Source organism: Streptomyces sp. NPDC007991 (assembly GCF_042958445.1).
Classification (GTDB): Bacteria; Actinomycetota; Actinomycetes; order Streptomycetales; family Streptomycetaceae; genus Streptomyces.
In genome coordinates this window covers 583,236-599,244 of the sequence record NZ_JBIBJD010000004.1, presented here as the reverse complement: position 1 = coordinate 599,244, position 16,009 = coordinate 583,236, and the positions used below count along the sequence as shown (strand labels likewise).

Genomic DNA, 16,009 nt, shown 5'->3' with positions numbered 1-16,009 from the left:
TCATGGACACCGCCCGGCGCCGGCTCCGCGCGGGGAAGCCGTACCCCGCGAAGACTTTGGCCCGGCAGCCGGGGGCCCACCGCCGGGCCCGCGGCCGAAGCGGTCACGCCCTGATGTTCCACTCCGCGATCACGGGCCGCCCGTGCTCGGTCGAGAGCCGGCAGACCGTGCCCGTCTCCAGCCGGAACAGCCGGCCCTCCGAGGGCGGCAGGCCCAGCCGGCGGGCCGTCAGGACGCGGAGGAAGTGGCCGTGCGCCACCAGCAGCACATCGCCCTCGGGCAACGCGTCGGCCACCCGGGACAGCACACGGTCGGCGCGCTCGCCGACCTCCTCGGGGGACTCGCCCGGCTTGCCGTCGGGCCCGGGCGGGCCGCCGTCGGTCCACAGGTCCCAGTCGGGCCGGGTGCGGTGTATCTCCTCGGTGGTGACGCCCTCGTAGGCGCCGTAGTACCACTCGTGCAGGTCCGCGTCCCGCACGGTCCCCGTCAGGGCCGCGAGTTCGGCGGTGCGCACCGCGCGGCCGAGCGGGCTGGTGAGGACCAGTGCGAAGGAACGGCCCGCCAGGAGCGGAGCCAGCGACTTGGCCTGCTCCTCACCGTTCGGGGTGAGGGGCAGGTCCGTGAAGCTGGTGTGCTGTCCGCTCCGGCTCCACTCCGTCTCGCCGTGGCGGACCAGCAGCAGATCGCCCATGGCGCCTAGGCCTTCTTCGCGGACTCGACGGCGTGCCCGCCGAACTGGTTGCGCAGCGCCGCGATCATCTTCATCTGCGGGGAGTCGTCCTGCCGGGACGCGAACCGGGAGAAGAGGGAGGCGGTGATCGCGGGCAGCGGCACGGAGTTGTCGATCGCGGCCTCCACGGTCCAGCGCCCCTCGCCGGAGTCCTGGGCGTAGCCCCGCAGGCCCTGAAGGTGCTCGTCCTCGTCGAGCGCGTTGACCGCGAGGTCCAGCAGCCAGGAGCGGATGACCGTCCCGTCCTGCCAGGAGCGGAACACCTCGCGGACGTTGTCCACGGAGTCCACGGCCTCCAGCAGCTCCCAGCCCTCGGCGTAGGCCTGCATCATCGCGTACTCGATGCCGTTGTGGACCATCTTCGCGAAGTGCCCGGCGCCCACGCTGCCCGCGTGGACGAAGCCGTAGGGGCCCTCCGGCTTGAGCGCCTCGAAGATCGGCCGCAGCCGGTCGACGTACTCCTTCTCGCCGCCGACCATCAGGGCGTAGCCGTTCTTCAGGCCCCACACACCGCCGGAGACGCCCGCGTCGACGAAGCCGATGCCGCGCTTGGCCAGCTCCTCGGCGTGCTTCTCGTCGTCCGTCCAGCGGGAGTTGCCGCCGTCGACCACCGTGTCGTACGGCTTGAGGAGGTCCGCCAGACGGTCGATGACGTGCTGGGTGGGGTCGCCGGCCGGGACCATGACCCAGACCGTGCGCGGCGCGTCCAGCTCGTTGACGAGGTCGGCCAGGCTCGCCACGTCGGACTTGTCCGGGTTGGTGTCGTAGCCGACGACGGTGTGGCCGGCGTTGCGCAGACGCTCGCGCATGTTGCCGCCCATCTTGCCGAGACCCACAAGACCGATCTGCATATCAGTTCACTTCCCGAAGATTGCGGTAGGCGGCCACCAGCGCGGCCGTGGACGGGTCGAGACCGGGGACGTCAGCGCCCTCGGTCAGGGCGGGCTCGACGCGCTTGGCGAGGACCTTGCCGAGCTCGACGCCCCACTGGTCGAAGGAGTCGATGTCCCAGACCGCGCCCTGCACGAACACCTTGTGCTCGTAGAGGGCGACCAGCTGGCCGAGGACGGACGGGGTCAGTTCGGTGGCCAGGATCGTCGTGGTGGGGTGGTTGCCCTGGAACGTGCGGTGCGGCACCTGCTCCTCGGGCACGCCCTCGGCCCGCACCTCCTCGGCGGTCTTGCCGAAGGCGAGCGCCTGCCCCTGCGCGAACAGGTTGGCCATCAGCAGGTCGTGCTGCGCCTTCAGCGCGTCGCCCAGCTCGGCGACGGGCCGCGCGAAGCCGATCAGGTCGGCCGGGATCAGCTTGGTGCCCTGGTGGATCAACTGGTAGTAGGCGTGCTGCCCGTTGGTGCCGGGCGTGCCCCACACGACCGGACCGGTCTGCCACCGCACGGGACGGCCGTCGCGGTCCACCGACTTGCCGTTGGACTCCATGTCGAGCTGCTGGAGGTAGGCGGTGAACTTCGACAGGTAGTGGCTGTACGGCAGGACGGCGTGCGACTGGGCGCCGTGGAAGTTGCCGTACCAGATGCCGAGCAGGCCCATGAGGAGCGGTGCGTTGGCCTGCGCGGGGGCGTTGCGGAAGTGCTCGTCGACGATGCGGAAGCCGTCGAGCATCTCCCGGAAGCGGTCCGGCCCGATGGCGATCATCAGGGACAGGCCGATCGCGGAGTCGTAGGAGTAGCGGCCGCCGACCCAGTCCCAGAACTCGAACATGTTGTCGACGTCGATACCGAAGTCGGCGACCTTCCCGGCGTTCGTGGACAGCGCCACGAAGTGCTTGGCGACCGCCTTCTCGTCACCGCCCAGCCCGTCCAGCAGCCAGGAGCGCGCCGAGGTCGCGTTCGTGATGGTCTCGATCGTGGTGAAGGTCTTGGACGCGACGATGAACAGCGTCTCGGCCGGGTCCAGGTCGCGGACCGCCTCGTGCAGGTCGGAACCGTCCACGTTCGACACGAAGCGGAACGTCAGTTCCCGGGCGGTGAACGGCCGCAGCGCCTCGTAGGCCATCGCCGGGCCCAGGTCGGAGCCGCCGATGCCGATGTTGACGACGTTGCGGATCCGCCTGCCGGTGTGCCCGGTCCACTCGCCCGAGCGCACCCGGTCCGCGAAGGCGGCCATCTTGTCGAGCACGGCGTGCACACCCGGGACGACGTTCTCGCCGTCGACCTCGATCACCGCGTCGCGCGGGGCGCGCAGCGCGGTGTGCAGTACGGCCCGGTTCTCGGTGACGTTGATCTTCTCGCCGCGGAACATGGCGTCCCGCAGTCCGAACACGTCGGTGGCGGCGGCCAGCTCCTGGAGCAGGGCCAGCGTCTCGTCGGTGATCAGGTGCTTGGAGTAGTCGATGCGCAGGTCGCCCACGTGCACGACGTAGCGCTCGGCGCGCCCCGGGTCCGCCGCGAACAGCTCACGCAGGTCCGGCTGCGGCAGGGCGTCGTTGCGGTGGTCCTCCAGGGCGGTCCACTCGGGCCGCCGCGTGAGCGTGGGGGAGCCGGAGGGAGAGTCAGACATGAGCAGGGGTCTCCTCGGTTGCCTCGCCGTTCAGGGCGATGGCGTACATCTCGTCCGCGTCGAGGCGCCGCAGCTCCTCGGCGATGAGTTCGGAGGTGGCACGGACCTTCAGCGCGAGGGTGCGTGACGGCTGGCCCGGCAGGGTCAGCGTGGCCAGCGGTCCCTCGGGGCGGTCGATGACGATCTCGCCGTTCTCCGTGCCCAGCCGGACCGCCGTCACGACCGGCCCGGCGGTGACCACCCGGTCGACCCGGACGTGCAGCCGCGCCTCCAGCCAGCGGGCCAGCAGCTCGGCGGCCGGGTTCTCGGCCTCGGCCTCGACGGCCGCCGAGATCACCTTCGCGCGGGCCTGGTCCAGCGCCGCCGCCAGCATCGAACGCCAGGGCGTCAGCCGCGTCCAGGCGAGGTCGGTGTCGCCGGGCGCGTAGGAGCGGACCCGGGTCCCCAGCATCTCCTGGGGGTTCTCCACCGCGTACAGGTCGGTGATGCGCCGCTGGGCCAGAGCCCCGAGCGGGTCCTTCGAGGGCACCTCCGGCGCCTCCATCGGCCACCACACCACCACCGGCGCGTCCGGCAGCAGCAGCGGCAGCACCACCGAGTCGGCGTGGTCGGACACCTCGCCGTAGGTCCGCAGTACGACCGTCTCGCCGGTGCCCGCGTCGGCGCCGACCCGGACCTCGGCGTCGAGCCGGGACTGGGTGCGGTCGCGCGGGGTGCGGGCGTGCCGCTTGATGACGACCAGGGTGCGCGAGGGGTGCTCGTGCGAGGCCTCCTCGGCCGCCTTGATCGCGTCGTAGGCGTTCTCCTCGTCCGTGACGATCACCATCGTCAGGACCATGCCCACGGCGGGCGTGCCGATGGCGCGGCGGCCCTGCACCAGCGCCTTGTTGATCTTGCTTGCCGTGGTGTCGGTCAGGTCGATCTTCATGGCCTGCGCCAGCTCCGTCCGTCTCGTGCGAGCATCTCGTCGGCTTCCGCGGGTCCCCAACTGCCCGAGGCGTACTGCGCGGGCCGGCCGTGCGTGGCCCAGTACCGCTCGATCGGGTCGAGGATCTTCCAGGACTCTTCCACTTCCTGGTGACGCGGGAACAGGTTGGCGTCGCCCAGGAGGACGTCCAGGATCAGCCGTTCGTACGCCTCGGGGCTCGATTCGGTGAACGACTCGCCGTAGGCGAAGTCCATCGTCACGTCGCGGATCTCCATGGACGTACCCGGCACCTTGGAGCCGAACCGCACCGTCATGCCCTCGTCCGGCTGGACGCGGATGACGATCGCGTTGGAGCCCAGCTCCTCGGTGGCCGTCGTGTCGAAGGGGGAGTGCGGGGCCCGCTGGAAGACGACCGCGATCTCCGTGACGCGGCGGCCCAGCCGCTTGCCGGTGCGCAGGTAGAACGGCACGCCCGCCCAGCGGCGGTTGTCCACCTGGAGCTTGATCGCGGCGAAGGTGTCGGTCGTGGAGGCCTGGTCGATGCCGTCCTCCTCCAGATACCCGCGCACCTTCGCCCCGCCCTGCCAGGCCGCCGCGTACTGCCCGCGCACGGTGTGCCGGCCCAGGTCCTCCGGCAGCCGCACGGCCCGCAGCACCTTCAGCTTCTCGGTGAGCAGCGACGCCGCGTCGAAGGCGGCCGGCTCCTCCATCGCGGTGAGCGCCATCAGCTGCAGGAGGTGGTTCTGGATGACGTCACGGGCGGCGCCGATGCCGTCGTAGTACCCGGCCCGGCCGCCGATGCCGATGTCCTCGGCCATGGTGATCTGCACATGGTCGACGTACGACCGGTTCCAGATCGGTTCGAACATCTGGTTGGCGAAGCGCAGCGCCAGGATGTTCTGGACGGTCTCCTTGCCCAGGTAGTGGTCGATCCGGAAGACCTGCTCCGGGTCGAACACGTCGTGCACGATCGCGTTCAGCTCGCAGGCGCTGTCGAGGTCGTGCCCGAACGGCTTTTCGATGACCGCGCGGCGCCAGGAGCCTTCCTGGGCATCGGCCAGCTTGTGCTTCTTCAGCTGCTGGACGACCTTCGGGAAGAACTTCGGCGGCACCGAGAGGTAGAAGGCGTAGTTGCCGCTGGTGCCCCGGGAGGCGTCCAGCTCCTCGACGGCCGAGCGCAGCTGCTCGAACGCCGTGTCGTCGTCGAAGTCGCCCGGGATGAACCGCATGCCCTCCGCGAGCTGCTGCCAGACCTCCTCGCGGAAGGGGGTCCGCGCGTGTTCCCGGACCGCGTCGTGCACCACCTGTGCGAAGTCCTGGTCCTCCCAGTCCCGGCGGGCGAACCCCACCAGCGAGAAGCCCGGCGGCAGCAGGCCGCGGTTGGCCAGGTCGTACACGGCCGGCATCAGCTTCTTGCGGGACAGGTCGCCGGTCACACCGAAGATGACGAGTCCGGACGGGCCCGCGATCCTGGGCAGACGGCGGTCGCGCGGGTCGCGCAGCGGATTGGCGAAGTCGATGCCGGCGTACTCCGGGCGCGGCACGACCCAGCCGCTCACCCCGGTCCGCTCGACCCCGGCGGCCTCCTGCGCCGCCCGGGCCTCCTTGTCCTCCTTGGTTCCGATGGTCTCCTGCTCGGCCGTCTGGGGGATGCCCTCGGTCATTCCGCGTCAACTCCCTTGCTGTTCAAGGACTTGGTGACCGCGTCCAGCAGGTCCTGCCAGGCCACCTCGAACTTGGCGACGCCTTCGTCCTCCAGTTGCCGCACCACCTCGTCGTAGGAAATGCCGAGCCGCTCGACGGCCGCCAGGTCGGCACGCGCCTGGGCGTAACCGCCGGTGACGGTGTCGCCCTGGACGTCACCGTGGTCGGCGACGGCGTTCAGCGTGGCCTCCGGCATGGTGTTGACCGTGCCGGGGGCGACCAGCTCGTCCACGTACAGGGTGTCCTTGTAAGCGGGGTCCTTCACACCGGTGGAGGCCCAAAGGGGGCGCTGCCGGTTCGCCCGGGCACCGCCCAGGGCCTGCCAGCGCCGCCCGGCGAAGACCTGTTCGTACGCCTCGTAGGCGAGCCGCGCGTTGGCCAGGGCCGCCCTGCCCTTGAGGGCGAGGGCCTCGTCCGTGCCCAGCAACGTCAGCCGCTTGTCGATCTCGGAGTCGACCCGGGAGACGAAGAAGGACGCCACCGAGTGGATGGCCGACAGGTCGAGACCGGCCGCCTGTGCCTTCTCCAGGCCGGCGAGGTAGGCGTCCATCACCTCGCGGTAGCGCTCCAGGGAGAAGATCAGCGTCACGTTCACGCTGATGCCCGCGCCGATCACGTCGGTGATCGCGGGCAGGCCGGCCCGCGTCGCCGGGATCTTGATCATCACGTTGGGGCGGTCCACCAGCCAGGCGAGCTGCCGGGCCTCGGCGATCGTCGCCGCCGTGTCGTGGGCGAGCCGCGGGTCGACCTCGATGGAGACCCGGCCGTCCCGCCCGCCGGTCGCCTCGTACACCGGCCGCAGGACGTCGGCGGCGGCCCGGACGTCGGCCGTCGTCATCATCCGGACGGCCTCGTCGACGGTGACGCCCCGCACCGCCAGGTCGGCGAGCTGCTCCTCGTAGCCCTCGCCGGAGCCGATGGCGGCCTGGAAGATGGACGGGTTGGTGGTGACGCCGACGACGTTCCCCGTCGCCACGAGCCCGGCCAGGTCGCCGGACTCGATCCGCCGGCGGGACAGGTCGTCCAGCCAGATCGACACGCCCTCGTCGGACAGGCGCTGGAGTGCTCCCGCGCTCGCGGTCGCTTCGGTCACAGTGATCATCTTCTTTCGGGCGGTCGGATCAACCGCGCACAGCGGCGAGGGATTCCCGGGCTGCGGCGACGACGTTCTCGGGGGTGAAGCCGTACTCGGCGAACAGGGTCTTCGCGTCGGCGGAGGCGCCGAAGTGCTCCAGGGAGACGATGCGTCCCGCGTCCCCCACGAAGCGGTGCCAGGTCAGGCCGATACCGGCCTCGACCGCGACCCGGGCCTTCACGGACGGCGGCAGGACGCTCTCCCGGTACGCGCGGGGCTGTTCCTCGAACCACTCCACGGACGGCATGGACACGACCCGCGTGGGCACGCCCGCCGCCTGGAGCCGCTCACGGGCCTCGACGGCCACGTGCAGCTCGGAACCGGTGGCGATCAGGATCACCTGCGGCTCGCCGCCCTCCGCCTCGGCCCGCACGTAACCGCCGCGTGCCACGTCCGGATCGGGCTCGTACGTGGGCACGCCCTGGCGGGTGAGCGCGAGGCCGTGCGGGGCCGGGTCGCTGGTGTGCCGCTTCAGGATCTCGGCCCAGGCGAGCGCGGTCTCGTTGGCGTCGGCCGGGCGTACGACGTTCAGACCGGGGATGGCCCGCAGCGAGGCCAGGTGCTCGACCGGCTGGTGGGTCGGGCCGTCCTCGCCCAGGCCGATCGAGTCGTGCGTCCACACGTAGGTCACCGGCAGCTGCATCAGGGCCGACATACGGACGGCGTTGCGCATGTAGTCGGAGAAGACCAGGAAGGTGCCGCCGTAGATGCGCGTGTTGCCGTGCAGCGCGATGCCGTTCATCTCCGCGGCCATGGAGAACTCGCGGATGCCGAAGTGGACCGTCCGGCCGTACGGGTCGGCCTCCGGCAGCGGGTTGCCCTCGGGCAGGAAGGACGACGTCTTGTCGATCGTGGTGTTGTTCGAACCGGCCAGGTCGGCCGAGCCGCCCCACAGCTCGGGGACGACGGCACCCAGCAACTGGAGCACCTTGCCGGACGCGGCACGGGTGGCGACCGCCTTGCCCGGCTCGAACACCGGCAGGGCGTCCTCCCAGCCCGCGGGCAGCTCGCCCTTGCTGACCCGGTCGAAGGCGGCGGCCCGCTCCGGGTTCTCACCGCGCCAGGCGGCGATCCGCTTGTCCCAGGCGGCGTGCGCCTCGGCACCCCGGTCCAGGGCCTTGCGGGTGTGCTCCAGCACCTCGTCGGCGACCTCGAAGGTCTTGTCCGGGTCGAAGCCGAGGAGGCGCTTGGTGGCGGCGACCTCGTCCTCGCCGAGCGCCGAGCCGTGCGCGGCCTCGGTGTTGCGGGCGTTCGGCGCGGGCCAGGCGATGATCGTGCGCATCGCGATGATCGAGGGACGCCCGGTCTCGGCCTGCGCCTCCTTCAGCGCCGCGTACAGCGCGCGCACGTCGACGTCGCCGTCCTCCCGCGGCTCGATCCGCCGCACGTGCCAGCCGTACGCCTCGTACCGCTTCAGCACGTCCTCGGAGAACGCGGTGGCGGTGTCGCCCTCGATGGAGATGTGGTTGTCGTCGTAGAGGAAGACCAGGTTGCCGAGCTTCTGATGACCCGCCAGCGAGGAGGCCTCGGCGGAGACGCCCTCCTGGAGGTCGCCGTCGGAGACGATGGCCCAGACGGTGTGGTCGAAGGGCGACTCGCCCTCCGGCGCCTCGGGGTCGAACAGGCCGCGCTCATAGCGGGCGGCCATCGCCATGCCGACCGCGTTCGCGACGCCCTGGCCGAGCGGGCCGGTCGTGGTCTCCACGCCCGCCGTGTGCCCGTACTCGGGGTGGCCGGGCGTCTTCGAGCCGTGCGTGCGGAACGCCTTCAGATCGTCCAGCTCCAGCTCGTAGCCCGCCAGGTACAGCTGCGTGTACAGGGTCAGCGACGTGTGGCCGGGGGAGAGGACGAAGCGGTCACGGCCGGTCCACTCCGGATCGGCCGGGTCGTGCCGCATCACCTTCTGAAAGATCGTGTAGGCGGCCGGCGCCAGGCTCATCGCGGTGCCGGGATGGCCGTTTCCGACCCGCTGGACGGCATCGGCCGCCAGCAGACGGGCGGTGTCGACGGCACGCCGGTCGAGTTCGGTCCATTCGAAGCTGTCCGCTGTCTGCGTGCTCATCTTCAAGAAGTCCTCGATAGGAGCGAAGTGGCTGGTCTGACGTCTTCAAAACTAAAAGTCTGACTTTTTCGACGGAAGGTGGCCGTGTGCCAGCCTGTGGTGAAAGTGGGACACCCGGAGGCAGCGCGGCGCGCGAACGGGGCGGCACGAGGCGGACATGGCGGATATGACAGATATGGCAGACAGAGGCATCCAAGGCGGCGACGGGATCAGAACGTTCCCCTTCCCGGTCGAGCTGAGTGTCGGCGGCGTCGGCATGCAGGTCGGCCCGATGGGCACCGGCCGCACCTGGCACGCCGACGCGCCCCTGGAACGCGTGCACCGCATCGACTTCCACGTCGTGCTGCTGTTCGGCGCGGGCCCGGTCCGGCACATGGTCGACTTCACCGAGTACGAGGCCACGGCCGGGGACCTGCTGTGGATCCGCCCGGGGCAGGTCCACCGCTTCTCCCGCACGAGCGAGTACCGCGGAACCGTGCTGACCATGCAGCCGGGCTTCCTGCCCCGCGCGACCGTCGAGGCCACCGGCCTGTACCGCTACGACCTGCCGCCGCTGCTGCGCCCCGACGCGGCCCAACTCGCCGGTCTGCGCGACGCGCTCGGCCAGCTGCGCCGCGAGTACGAGGACACCGACACGCTGCCGCCGAGCCTGCACACCGCCGTCCTGCGCCACTCGCTGACGGCGTTCCTGCTGCGGCTCGCCCATCTCGCCGCCAGTACGGCGGAGTCGGTACGGCAGACGTCCGACTCCACCTTCACCCTCTTCCGGGACGCCGTGGAGAGGGACTTCGCCACCAACCACAGCGTCAGCGCCTACGCCGACGCGCTCGGCTACTCCCGCCGCACCCTGGTCCGCGCGGTCCGCGGCGCGACCGGCGACACCCCCAAGGCCTTCATCGACAAGCGCGTGGTCCTGGAGGCCAAACGGCTCCTCGCCCACACCGACCTGCCGATCGGCCGGGTCGGCGCGGCGGTCGGCTTCCCCGACGCCGCGAACTTCTCCAAGTTCTTCCACCAGCACACGGACCAGACGCCGGCGGCGTTCCGGGCGGAGCTGCGCTGAGGTTACGTCAGGCCGGGCAGCGAAAAGGGGCCCCACGCGCGCGTGGAGCCCCTTGCCGGGGATCGTCAGTGCCCGAAGGTGAACCAGTTGACGTTCACGAAGTCCGCCGGCTGCCCGCTGGTGAAGGTCAGATACACATCGTGCGTGCCCGTCACGGCGGCGATGTTCGCCGGGATCGTCCGCCACGCCTGCCAGCCGCCGGTGTTGCCCACGGCGAAACTCCCGACGGGCGCGTTGCTCCGGCTGTCCAGCCGCACCTCGACCAGACCGCTGACGCCGCCCGCCGCGCCGCTCGCGACCCGGGCGCCGAACTGCCGGGCCGGGGTTGAGCCGAAGTTCACTCCCTTGAAGTGCAGCCAGTCGCCGTTGGCCAGCGCGCCGACGTTCTGGCCGCCGCCGGAGTCGGACGTCGTCTCGGTCATCACACCGGACTGGCCGTCGTAGGACTCGGCCTGGATGGTGGAGTAGGCGTCGCGGCTGCCGGTCGGGGGCGGCGTGGTGCCGCCGCCGGACGACAGGACCTGGACGTAGTCGACGACCATCGCGTGACCGGGCTGTGTCCCGGCGTCCGGGCCGCCGCCGAACGCGTCCGGGAAGCCGCCGCCCATCGCGACGTTGAGGATGACGAAGAAGCCGTGGTCCGTGGCGTTGCGCCAGGTCGTCGCGTCGACCTGGTTGGCCCGCACGGTGTGGTAGTTGACGCCGTCGAGGTAGAAGCGGATCTCCTCGACGCTCGTCGAGCGGTCCCACTCCATCCGGTAGGTGTGGAAGCCGGCCTGGCAGGTGGTGCCCTGGCAGGTCGTCGAACTGCCGATGCCGCTGGTCTCGTTGCAGGGGCCGCCCGGCGAGGTGCCGCAGTGCATCGTCGCGAACACCGTGTTCTGGCCCTGGGTGTTCTCCATGATGTCCAGCTCGCCGACGGCCGGCCAGTTCCAGTAGTCGCCGCGGTAGGGGGCGCCCAGCATCCAGAACGCGGGCCAGTAGCCCTTGGCCGCGGCCCCGGTGACGTTCGGCACCTGGATGCGCGACTCCACGCGGAGCTTGCCGCCGGCCGGGGGCCGGAAGTCGGTGCGGTTGGTCTCGATGCGGCCGGAGGTCCAGTTGCCGGCGCTGTCCCGGCGGGGGGTGATGCGGAGGTTGCCGCTGCCGTCGAGGGAGACGTTGTCGGTGCTGCTCGTCATCGTCTCGATCTCGCCGGTGCCCCAGTTGGCGGGGCCGCCCGGATAGCCCTTGCCGGTGGCGTACTGCCAGTTGGCGGTGTTGACGCCGCTGCCGGCCGGTCCGTTGAAGTCGTCGACGAACACCTGGGTCCAGCCCGACGGGGGCGGCGGCGCGGAGGCGCTCGCGGAGGGAGTCGCGGCGGTGGCGGCGGCCGCCGCGAGGCCGAGCGTACTGACGACGGCGACGAGCGCCCGCCGCAACGGGCGCCGTGCGCGGGGTCTGCCGGAGGTGTCACGCATGTGGGGATGCCTCTCGGATGCGGGTACGGGGAGTCTGAGAGCGCTCTCAAAGTGCCGTCAATGTGCTCCACGCCACCCGGGTCGTCAAGAGGTCAAGCCGCGAAAAGTGCGGGGCGGCTCATGAGTGCAGGTCCTGAACGGGCCGGCTGCGGGGTGGTGTGGAGGTTCAGCGCTCCAACGGGGTACGGCCTTGCCTCCGAGGCCGTTGTCAGACCCTGCTGCGATGCTCACGGCATGGATGTCACCCTGCAGCTGACCATCGACTGCGCCGACCCGGCGAAGCTCGTGACCTTCTGGACCGAGGCCCTCGGGTACGTGCCCGAACCACCCCCCGGCGGGCACCCCACCTGGCGGGCCTACTGGGAGGACATGGGAGTGCCCGCGGAGGAAATGCCCGAGGGGGCGGGGGAGACCCCCGAGTCGATCGTCGACCCGGAGGGGCAGGGGCCCCGCGTCTGGTTCCAGCAGGTGCCGGAGGGCAAGACCGTCAAGAACCGGGTGCATCTCGACCTGAAGGTCGGCGGCGGCAGAGGCGTTCCCCTGCCGGAGCGCACCCGCAGGGTCACGGCGAAGGTGGACCGGCTGACCGCGGCCGGAGCGACCGTGCTGCGGGTCATGGACGAACCCGACATGGACTACTACGGGGTCGTGCTGCGGGACCCGGAGGGCAATGAGTTCTGCGTGGCCTGAGAGGTGTCGGACGTCGCCGCTGTGCGTGGCCGCCGCGACGCCGGCCACCGGTGTGGCAAGAAGCGTGAGCAGCACCGGCCCGCAGGCCACGTCGGTCGCGGCGGCCACGACGACGATCTCTCCCAGGAACGCCGTACCGGCGACGGCGGCACGTCGGCCGCGCCGGTTCAGGCCCGCTCCGGCCGCCACCCCAGGGCTCGGGAGATGCCGCGCGCCGCCACCCGTACCGCGGGGACCAGTACCGGCACCTGGGCGTCCGCGTGCGGCACCACGATGGACACGGCGGCGGACACCGAGCCGTCCGCCGTGCGCACCGGCGCGGCCACCGACAGGGCGTCCTCCGTGACCTGACGGTCGCTCACGGCCACGCCGGTCCGGCGCACCCCGGCGAGCTCCCGCCGCAGCCGCGCCGGGTCGGTGATCGTGTACGGCGTGAAGGACGCGAGCGTGCCCGCGCAGTACTCCTCCTGGAACTCCGGGTCCCCGTGGGCCAGCAGGGCGAGCCCGACCCCGGTGGCGTGCAGCGGCCAGCGCGCGCCGACGCGGATGTGCACGCCGACCGCCGAACGCCCCGACAGCCACTCGATGTAGACGACGTCCGAGCCGTCCCGCACCGCCAACTGCACGTTCTCGTGCGTCGCCTCGTACAGGTCCTCCAGGTACGGCAGCGCGATCTGGCGCAGGGCGAGACCGCGCGGCGCCAGTGCGGCGATCTCCCAGAGCCGGAGCCCGACGTGGTAGACGCCGGACTCGTCCCGTTCCAGGGCACCCCATTCGGTGAGCGCGCCCACCAGTCGGTGCGCGGTGGTCAGGCTCAGCCCGGCCCGCCGGCTGATGTCCGTCAGGCACAGGGCCGGGTGCTCGTGGTCGAAGGCCGCGAGGACGGACAGCAGCCGGTCGGTCGCGGTGGGGGCGCTCCCCGTGCGAGCGGAGCCGGCGACTCGGGGCAGTGCGGTCATGGCCGGGTGTCTCCCGGGTGGGCGAGGTCGTAGGGGCGGGGGTAGGCGGCCGGGCGGTACGGGACGTAGCGGGGTTCCGCCGTGGGGTCCTCCTTCGTCGCACGGGAGTTGAGGGCGGCGGGGGAGGTGTCCCAGCGGCCCGTGTCCAGGCGGTGTTCCAGGGTGTGCAGGGCGGCCAGGGTCTCGCCGGGGGTGAACGTGCAGTGGCCGGGGGCGTCGACGTAGGCCTGGCGGAGCAGCGGACCGGAGCCGGCCGCGTCGGCCGCCCGCCCGTAGGCGCTCTCGGACTGCACCGGTATCAGCGCGTCACCGGTCGTGTGGATGTTCAGCTGGGGGTCGGCGAGCCGGCCGGAGAGCACGCTGGTGTTCCGCATCCACCGCACGGCCGGCGGGTCGGCGGTGACCCGGGGTGCCCGGCCCAGGGCCGAGAGGTCGGTGCGCAAGGACAGTCCCGCCTCCTTGTAGAGCTCCGTCACCTCTTTGTACAGCGGGGAGCGGGCGAGCATGGCGGTGTAGTCGACACCGGTGTTCCACGACGGGTTGCCGCCCGCCCGGCTCTCGGCCTCCTGCCGCCAGCTGAAGGCGGGCATCTGGAGCAGGCCCCGGACGGCGCTGTACTGGTTGGCCTGCCGCGCCTGCCAGTCCGTGGGGCCCGGCTCGGTCTGCGAGGCGTCGTTGTAGCCGGGGATGTTGTGCAGGGCGGCGGCGAGGGCGATCCGGGCCCGGCCCCCGGGGGTCTGCTGAGCGGCGTCGACCTTCGAGGTGAGGGCCTTCCCGGCGGCGACCGCCTCCGTCTGGCCGCCGAAGCCCGTGAGCCGGATCCCGGAGTCCGGGGCGAGGAGGGTGCGCAGGGCGAACACCGGGTCCAGGGTGCTGTTCCAGTTGGCGACACCGCCCTGCACCAGCCCGCACATCGACAGCGAGCCGTCGAACCGGCCGGCGTGCCGCTCGGCGAGCATGCTGGTGACGAAGCCGCCGTACGAGGTGCCCCAGGCCACGGTCCGCCGGGCCGCCCCGAACTTCTCGGTGAACAGGTCCAGCGTGGCGAGCTGGTCGGGCACCGCCTCGGTGATCGCCCAGCCGTTCGTCGCGTACGAGGAGCCGATCAGGGCGTAGCCCTCGGCCAGCAGCTTGTCCCGGGCGGCCGTACTCGGCGTGTTCTGGGCCGGGTTGGGGGCTCCGGCAGGGGAGTAGCCGTGGCTGTACAGCAGCACCGTGCCGTTCCAGGACGCGGGGACGTCCATCACGTACGCGGCACCGGAGGGGAGCCGGCCCTCCAGGTGGCTGTCCGTGGCGGCGGCCTGCGCCGGCAGCGCGGTCGCGAGGGACAGGCAGGCGGTCAGTAAAGCGAGGCGGATCCTCAACGCGGGGTCCCTTCCAGGGCGGGAGTGGTGGCGGCGGGGGAGTCGAGGGCGTCGGTGTGCGTCTCGCGCAGCCGCCACACGGTGACGGCGGTGATCGCCGCGCCCGCGCACAGCAGCAGCGAGACGGGTGTGCTGCCGCCTCCGTACGAGGCGAGGAGGCTGCCGGCGATGAGCGGGGAGAACCCGGCGCCGACCAGGGTGGCCGCCTGGTAGCCGAGGGAGGCGCCGGTGTAGCGGACACGGGTGCCGAACATCTCGGTGAGCAGGGCGCCGAGCGGCCCGTACATCGTGGACTGGGCGACGCCGTGACCGAGGGCGAGGGCGAGGATGAGCAGTCCGGGCGAGCCGGAGTCGACCAGCGCGAGGACGGGGAAGGCGAGTGCGGCGGAGGCGACTGCTCCGGCGAGCACGACGGGCCGGCGGCCGACCCGGTCCGACAGCGCGGACGCGACGGGCAGGACGACGAGGGCCACACAGGAGGCGACGGTCACCGCGGTCAGCACCTGCGGGCGGGTGTACCCCTCGTCGACGGCGTAGGAGATCATGAAGCTGGTCAGCAGCGACTGGGTGGTGAACGCGCCGATGCCGACGCAGGCGGCCAGCAGCACCGGCTTCGGGCGGCGCAGCACCTCCACGATCGGCGGCTTGTCCACCGGCTCCCGCTTGACCTGGGCGAACAGCGGGCTCTCGGCGACCTTGAGGCGCACGAACAGCCCGACGGCCAGCAGCAGGATGCTCAGCAGGAACGGCACCCGCCAGCCCCAGGAGCGGAACTCGTCGTCGGGCAGGCCGGCGACGAGCGTGACCACACCGGCCGACAGCACGGAACCCAGCGGGGCGCCGAGCTGGGTGAAGCTGGACCACAGGCCGCGCCGGGAGCCCTGCGTCTGCTCGGCGTGCTCGACGACCATCAGCATCGCGCCGCCCCACTCGCCGCCGATCGCGATGCCCTGCACCACACGCAGGGCGACCAGCAGGACCGGGGCCCAGACGCCGATCGCGTCGTAGGTGGGCAGCAGGCCGATGAGGAAGCTGCCCGAGCCCATCAGGACCATGGTCAGCAGCATCATCGACTTGCGGCCGATCCGGTCGCCGAAGTGGCCGAAGACGATGCCGCCGAGCGGGCGGGCGAGATAGCCCGCGGCGAAGGTGCCGAACGCGGCGATGGTGCCGACCGCCGGGTCGGCCCGGGGGAAGAACAGCTCGCCGAAGACGAGCGCGGCGACGGTGCCGTAGACGAGGAAGTCGTAGAACTCGACGGCCGTACCGAGCAGGCCGGAGACGGCCACGCGGCGCAACTGCCGTGGATCGGGGGCGGGTTGAGCGGGAGGCGGGGATGGCTGCACGGGAGCTCCCTGGGGACGGGTCTCGGTTGGCCGATGAAGTTATGCATCTCT

13 protein-coding genes are annotated in these 16,009 nt (G+C 71.6%); 2 read left to right on the top strand and 11 right to left on the bottom strand.

The window, feature by feature from the left end; translation table 11 throughout:
- Positions 1-103 precede the first annotated feature (103 nt).
- From ACFZDA_RS14290 to tkt, 7 genes are read right to left on the bottom strand one after another with little or no spacing between them, the layout of a single operon-like run.
- On the bottom strand, positions 104-691 hold the full coding sequence (locus ACFZDA_RS14290) for a histidine phosphatase family protein (RefSeq protein ID WP_391079879.1): 588 nt from the start codon (positions 689-691) through the stop codon (positions 104-106).
- A 5-nt stretch (positions 692-696) separates the two neighbouring features.
- A complete protein-coding gene (gene gnd / locus ACFZDA_RS14285) occupies positions 697-1,581 on the bottom strand; it encodes a phosphogluconate dehydrogenase (NAD(+)-dependent, decarboxylating) (RefSeq protein ID WP_391079876.1) in 885 nt (294 codons plus the stop codon).
- 1 nt (position 1,582) lies between these two features.
- Positions 1,583-3,247: a glucose-6-phosphate isomerase gene (pgi, locus tag ACFZDA_RS14280; RefSeq protein WP_391079874.1), complete on the bottom strand. Its 1,665-nt coding sequence runs from the start codon at positions 3,245-3,247 to the stop codon at positions 1,583-1,585.
- Entirely contained in the window at positions 3,240-4,175 is a 936-nt protein-coding gene (gene opcA, locus ACFZDA_RS14275; RefSeq protein ID WP_391079871.1) for a glucose-6-phosphate dehydrogenase assembly protein OpcA, read from the bottom strand. Before opcA ends, pgi begins: the two co-directional genes overlap by 8 nt.
- Entirely contained in the window at positions 4,172-5,839 is a 1,668-nt protein-coding gene (gene zwf / locus ACFZDA_RS14270; protein ID WP_391079868.1) for a glucose-6-phosphate dehydrogenase, read from the bottom strand. The genes opcA and zwf overlap by 4 nt, the downstream gene beginning before the upstream one ends.
- Positions 5,836-6,981 carry a transaldolase gene (gene tal, locus ACFZDA_RS14265; RefSeq protein ID WP_391079864.1) on the bottom strand — a complete coding sequence of 382 codons (1,146 nt, stop codon included), beginning with the start codon at positions 6,979-6,981 and terminating at the stop codon, positions 5,836-5,838. The genes zwf and tal overlap by 4 nt, the downstream gene beginning before the upstream one ends.
- A gap of 19 nt (positions 6,982-7,000) precedes the next feature.
- On the bottom strand, positions 7,001-9,076 hold the full coding sequence (gene tkt, locus ACFZDA_RS14260; protein WP_391079861.1) for a transketolase: 2,076 nt from the start codon (positions 9,074-9,076) through the stop codon (positions 7,001-7,003).
- A gap of 175 nt (positions 9,077-9,251) precedes the next feature.
- Between tkt and ACFZDA_RS14255 the strand changes: the two genes are divergently transcribed.
- Complete coding sequence (locus ACFZDA_RS14255) at positions 9,252-10,139, top strand: helix-turn-helix domain-containing protein (RefSeq protein ID WP_391079858.1); 888 nt, start codon at positions 9,252-9,254, stop codon at positions 10,137-10,139.
- 65 nt (positions 10,140-10,204) lie between these two features.
- Here ACFZDA_RS14255 and ACFZDA_RS14250 read toward each other — a convergent pair whose 3' ends face one another.
- Positions 10,205-11,599, bottom strand: a complete 1,395-nt coding sequence (locus tag ACFZDA_RS14250; protein ID WP_391079856.1) for a carbohydrate-binding protein — start codon at positions 11,597-11,599, stop codon at positions 10,205-10,207.
- Positions 11,600-11,833: 234 nt separating this feature from the next.
- Here ACFZDA_RS14250 and ACFZDA_RS14245 point away from each other — a divergent pair, with 234 nt between their 5' ends.
- Positions 11,834-12,289 (top strand): VOC family protein, encoded by a 456-nt coding sequence (locus ACFZDA_RS14245; protein ID WP_391079853.1) that lies wholly within the window; start codon positions 11,834-11,836, stop codon positions 12,287-12,289.
- A gap of 167 nt (positions 12,290-12,456) precedes the next feature.
- On the opposite strand, the gene ACFZDA_RS14240 is transcribed toward ACFZDA_RS14245, so the two are convergent.
- The 3 genes from ACFZDA_RS14240 to ACFZDA_RS14230 are packed head-to-tail and all read right to left on the bottom strand — an operon-like array spanning position 12,457 to position 15,958.
- Positions 12,457-13,248, bottom strand: a complete 792-nt coding sequence (locus ACFZDA_RS14240) for an IclR family transcriptional regulator C-terminal domain-containing protein (protein WP_391079850.1) — start codon at positions 13,246-13,248, stop codon at positions 12,457-12,459.
- Positions 13,245-14,612, bottom strand: coding sequence for a DUF6351 family protein (locus ACFZDA_RS14235; protein ID WP_391079847.1), 1,368 nt, complete (start codon positions 14,610-14,612; stop codon positions 13,245-13,247). The genes ACFZDA_RS14240 and ACFZDA_RS14235 overlap by 4 nt, the downstream gene beginning before the upstream one ends.
- Positions 14,609-15,958 carry an MFS transporter gene (locus ACFZDA_RS14230; RefSeq protein WP_391079844.1) on the bottom strand — a complete coding sequence of 450 codons (1,350 nt, stop codon included), beginning with the start codon at positions 15,956-15,958 and terminating at the stop codon, positions 14,609-14,611. The genes ACFZDA_RS14235 and ACFZDA_RS14230 overlap by 4 nt, the downstream gene beginning before the upstream one ends.
- Between the last annotated feature and the right edge of the window lie 51 nt (positions 15,959-16,009).

Coding starts and splice junctions, on each gene's coding strand:
- ACFZDA_RS14290 (WP_391079879.1), bottom strand. CDS start 691: ATGGGCGATCTGCTGCTGGTCCGCCACGGCGAGACGGAGTGGAGCCGG.
- gnd (WP_391079876.1), bottom strand. CDS start 1,581: ATGCAGATCGGTCTTGTGGGTCTCGGCAAGATGGGCGGCAACATGCGC.
- pgi (WP_391079874.1), bottom strand. CDS start 3,247: ATGTCTGACTCTCCCTCCGGCTCCCCCACGCTCACGCGGCGGCCCGAG.
- opcA (WP_391079871.1), bottom strand. CDS start 4,175: ATGAAGATCGACCTGACCGACACCACGGCAAGCAAGATCAACAAGGCG.
- zwf (WP_391079868.1), bottom strand. CDS start 5,839: ATGACCGAGGGCATCCCCCAGACGGCCGAGCAGGAGACCATCGGAACC.
- tal (WP_391079864.1), bottom strand. CDS start 6,981: ATGATCACTGTGACCGAAGCGACCGCGAGCGCGGGAGCACTCCAGCGC.
- tkt (WP_391079861.1), bottom strand. CDS start 9,076: ATGAGCACGCAGACAGCGGACAGCTTCGAATGGACCGAACTCGACCGG.
- ACFZDA_RS14255 (WP_391079858.1), top strand. CDS start 9,252: ATGGCAGACAGAGGCATCCAAGGCGGCGACGGGATCAGAACGTTCCCC.
- ACFZDA_RS14250 (WP_391079856.1), bottom strand. CDS start 11,599: ATGCGTGACACCTCCGGCAGACCCCGCGCACGGCGCCCGTTGCGGCGG.
- ACFZDA_RS14245 (WP_391079853.1), top strand. CDS start 11,834: ATGGATGTCACCCTGCAGCTGACCATCGACTGCGCCGACCCGGCGAAG.
- ACFZDA_RS14240 (WP_391079850.1), bottom strand. CDS start 13,248: ATGACCGCACTGCCCCGAGTCGCCGGCTCCGCTCGCACGGGGAGCGCC.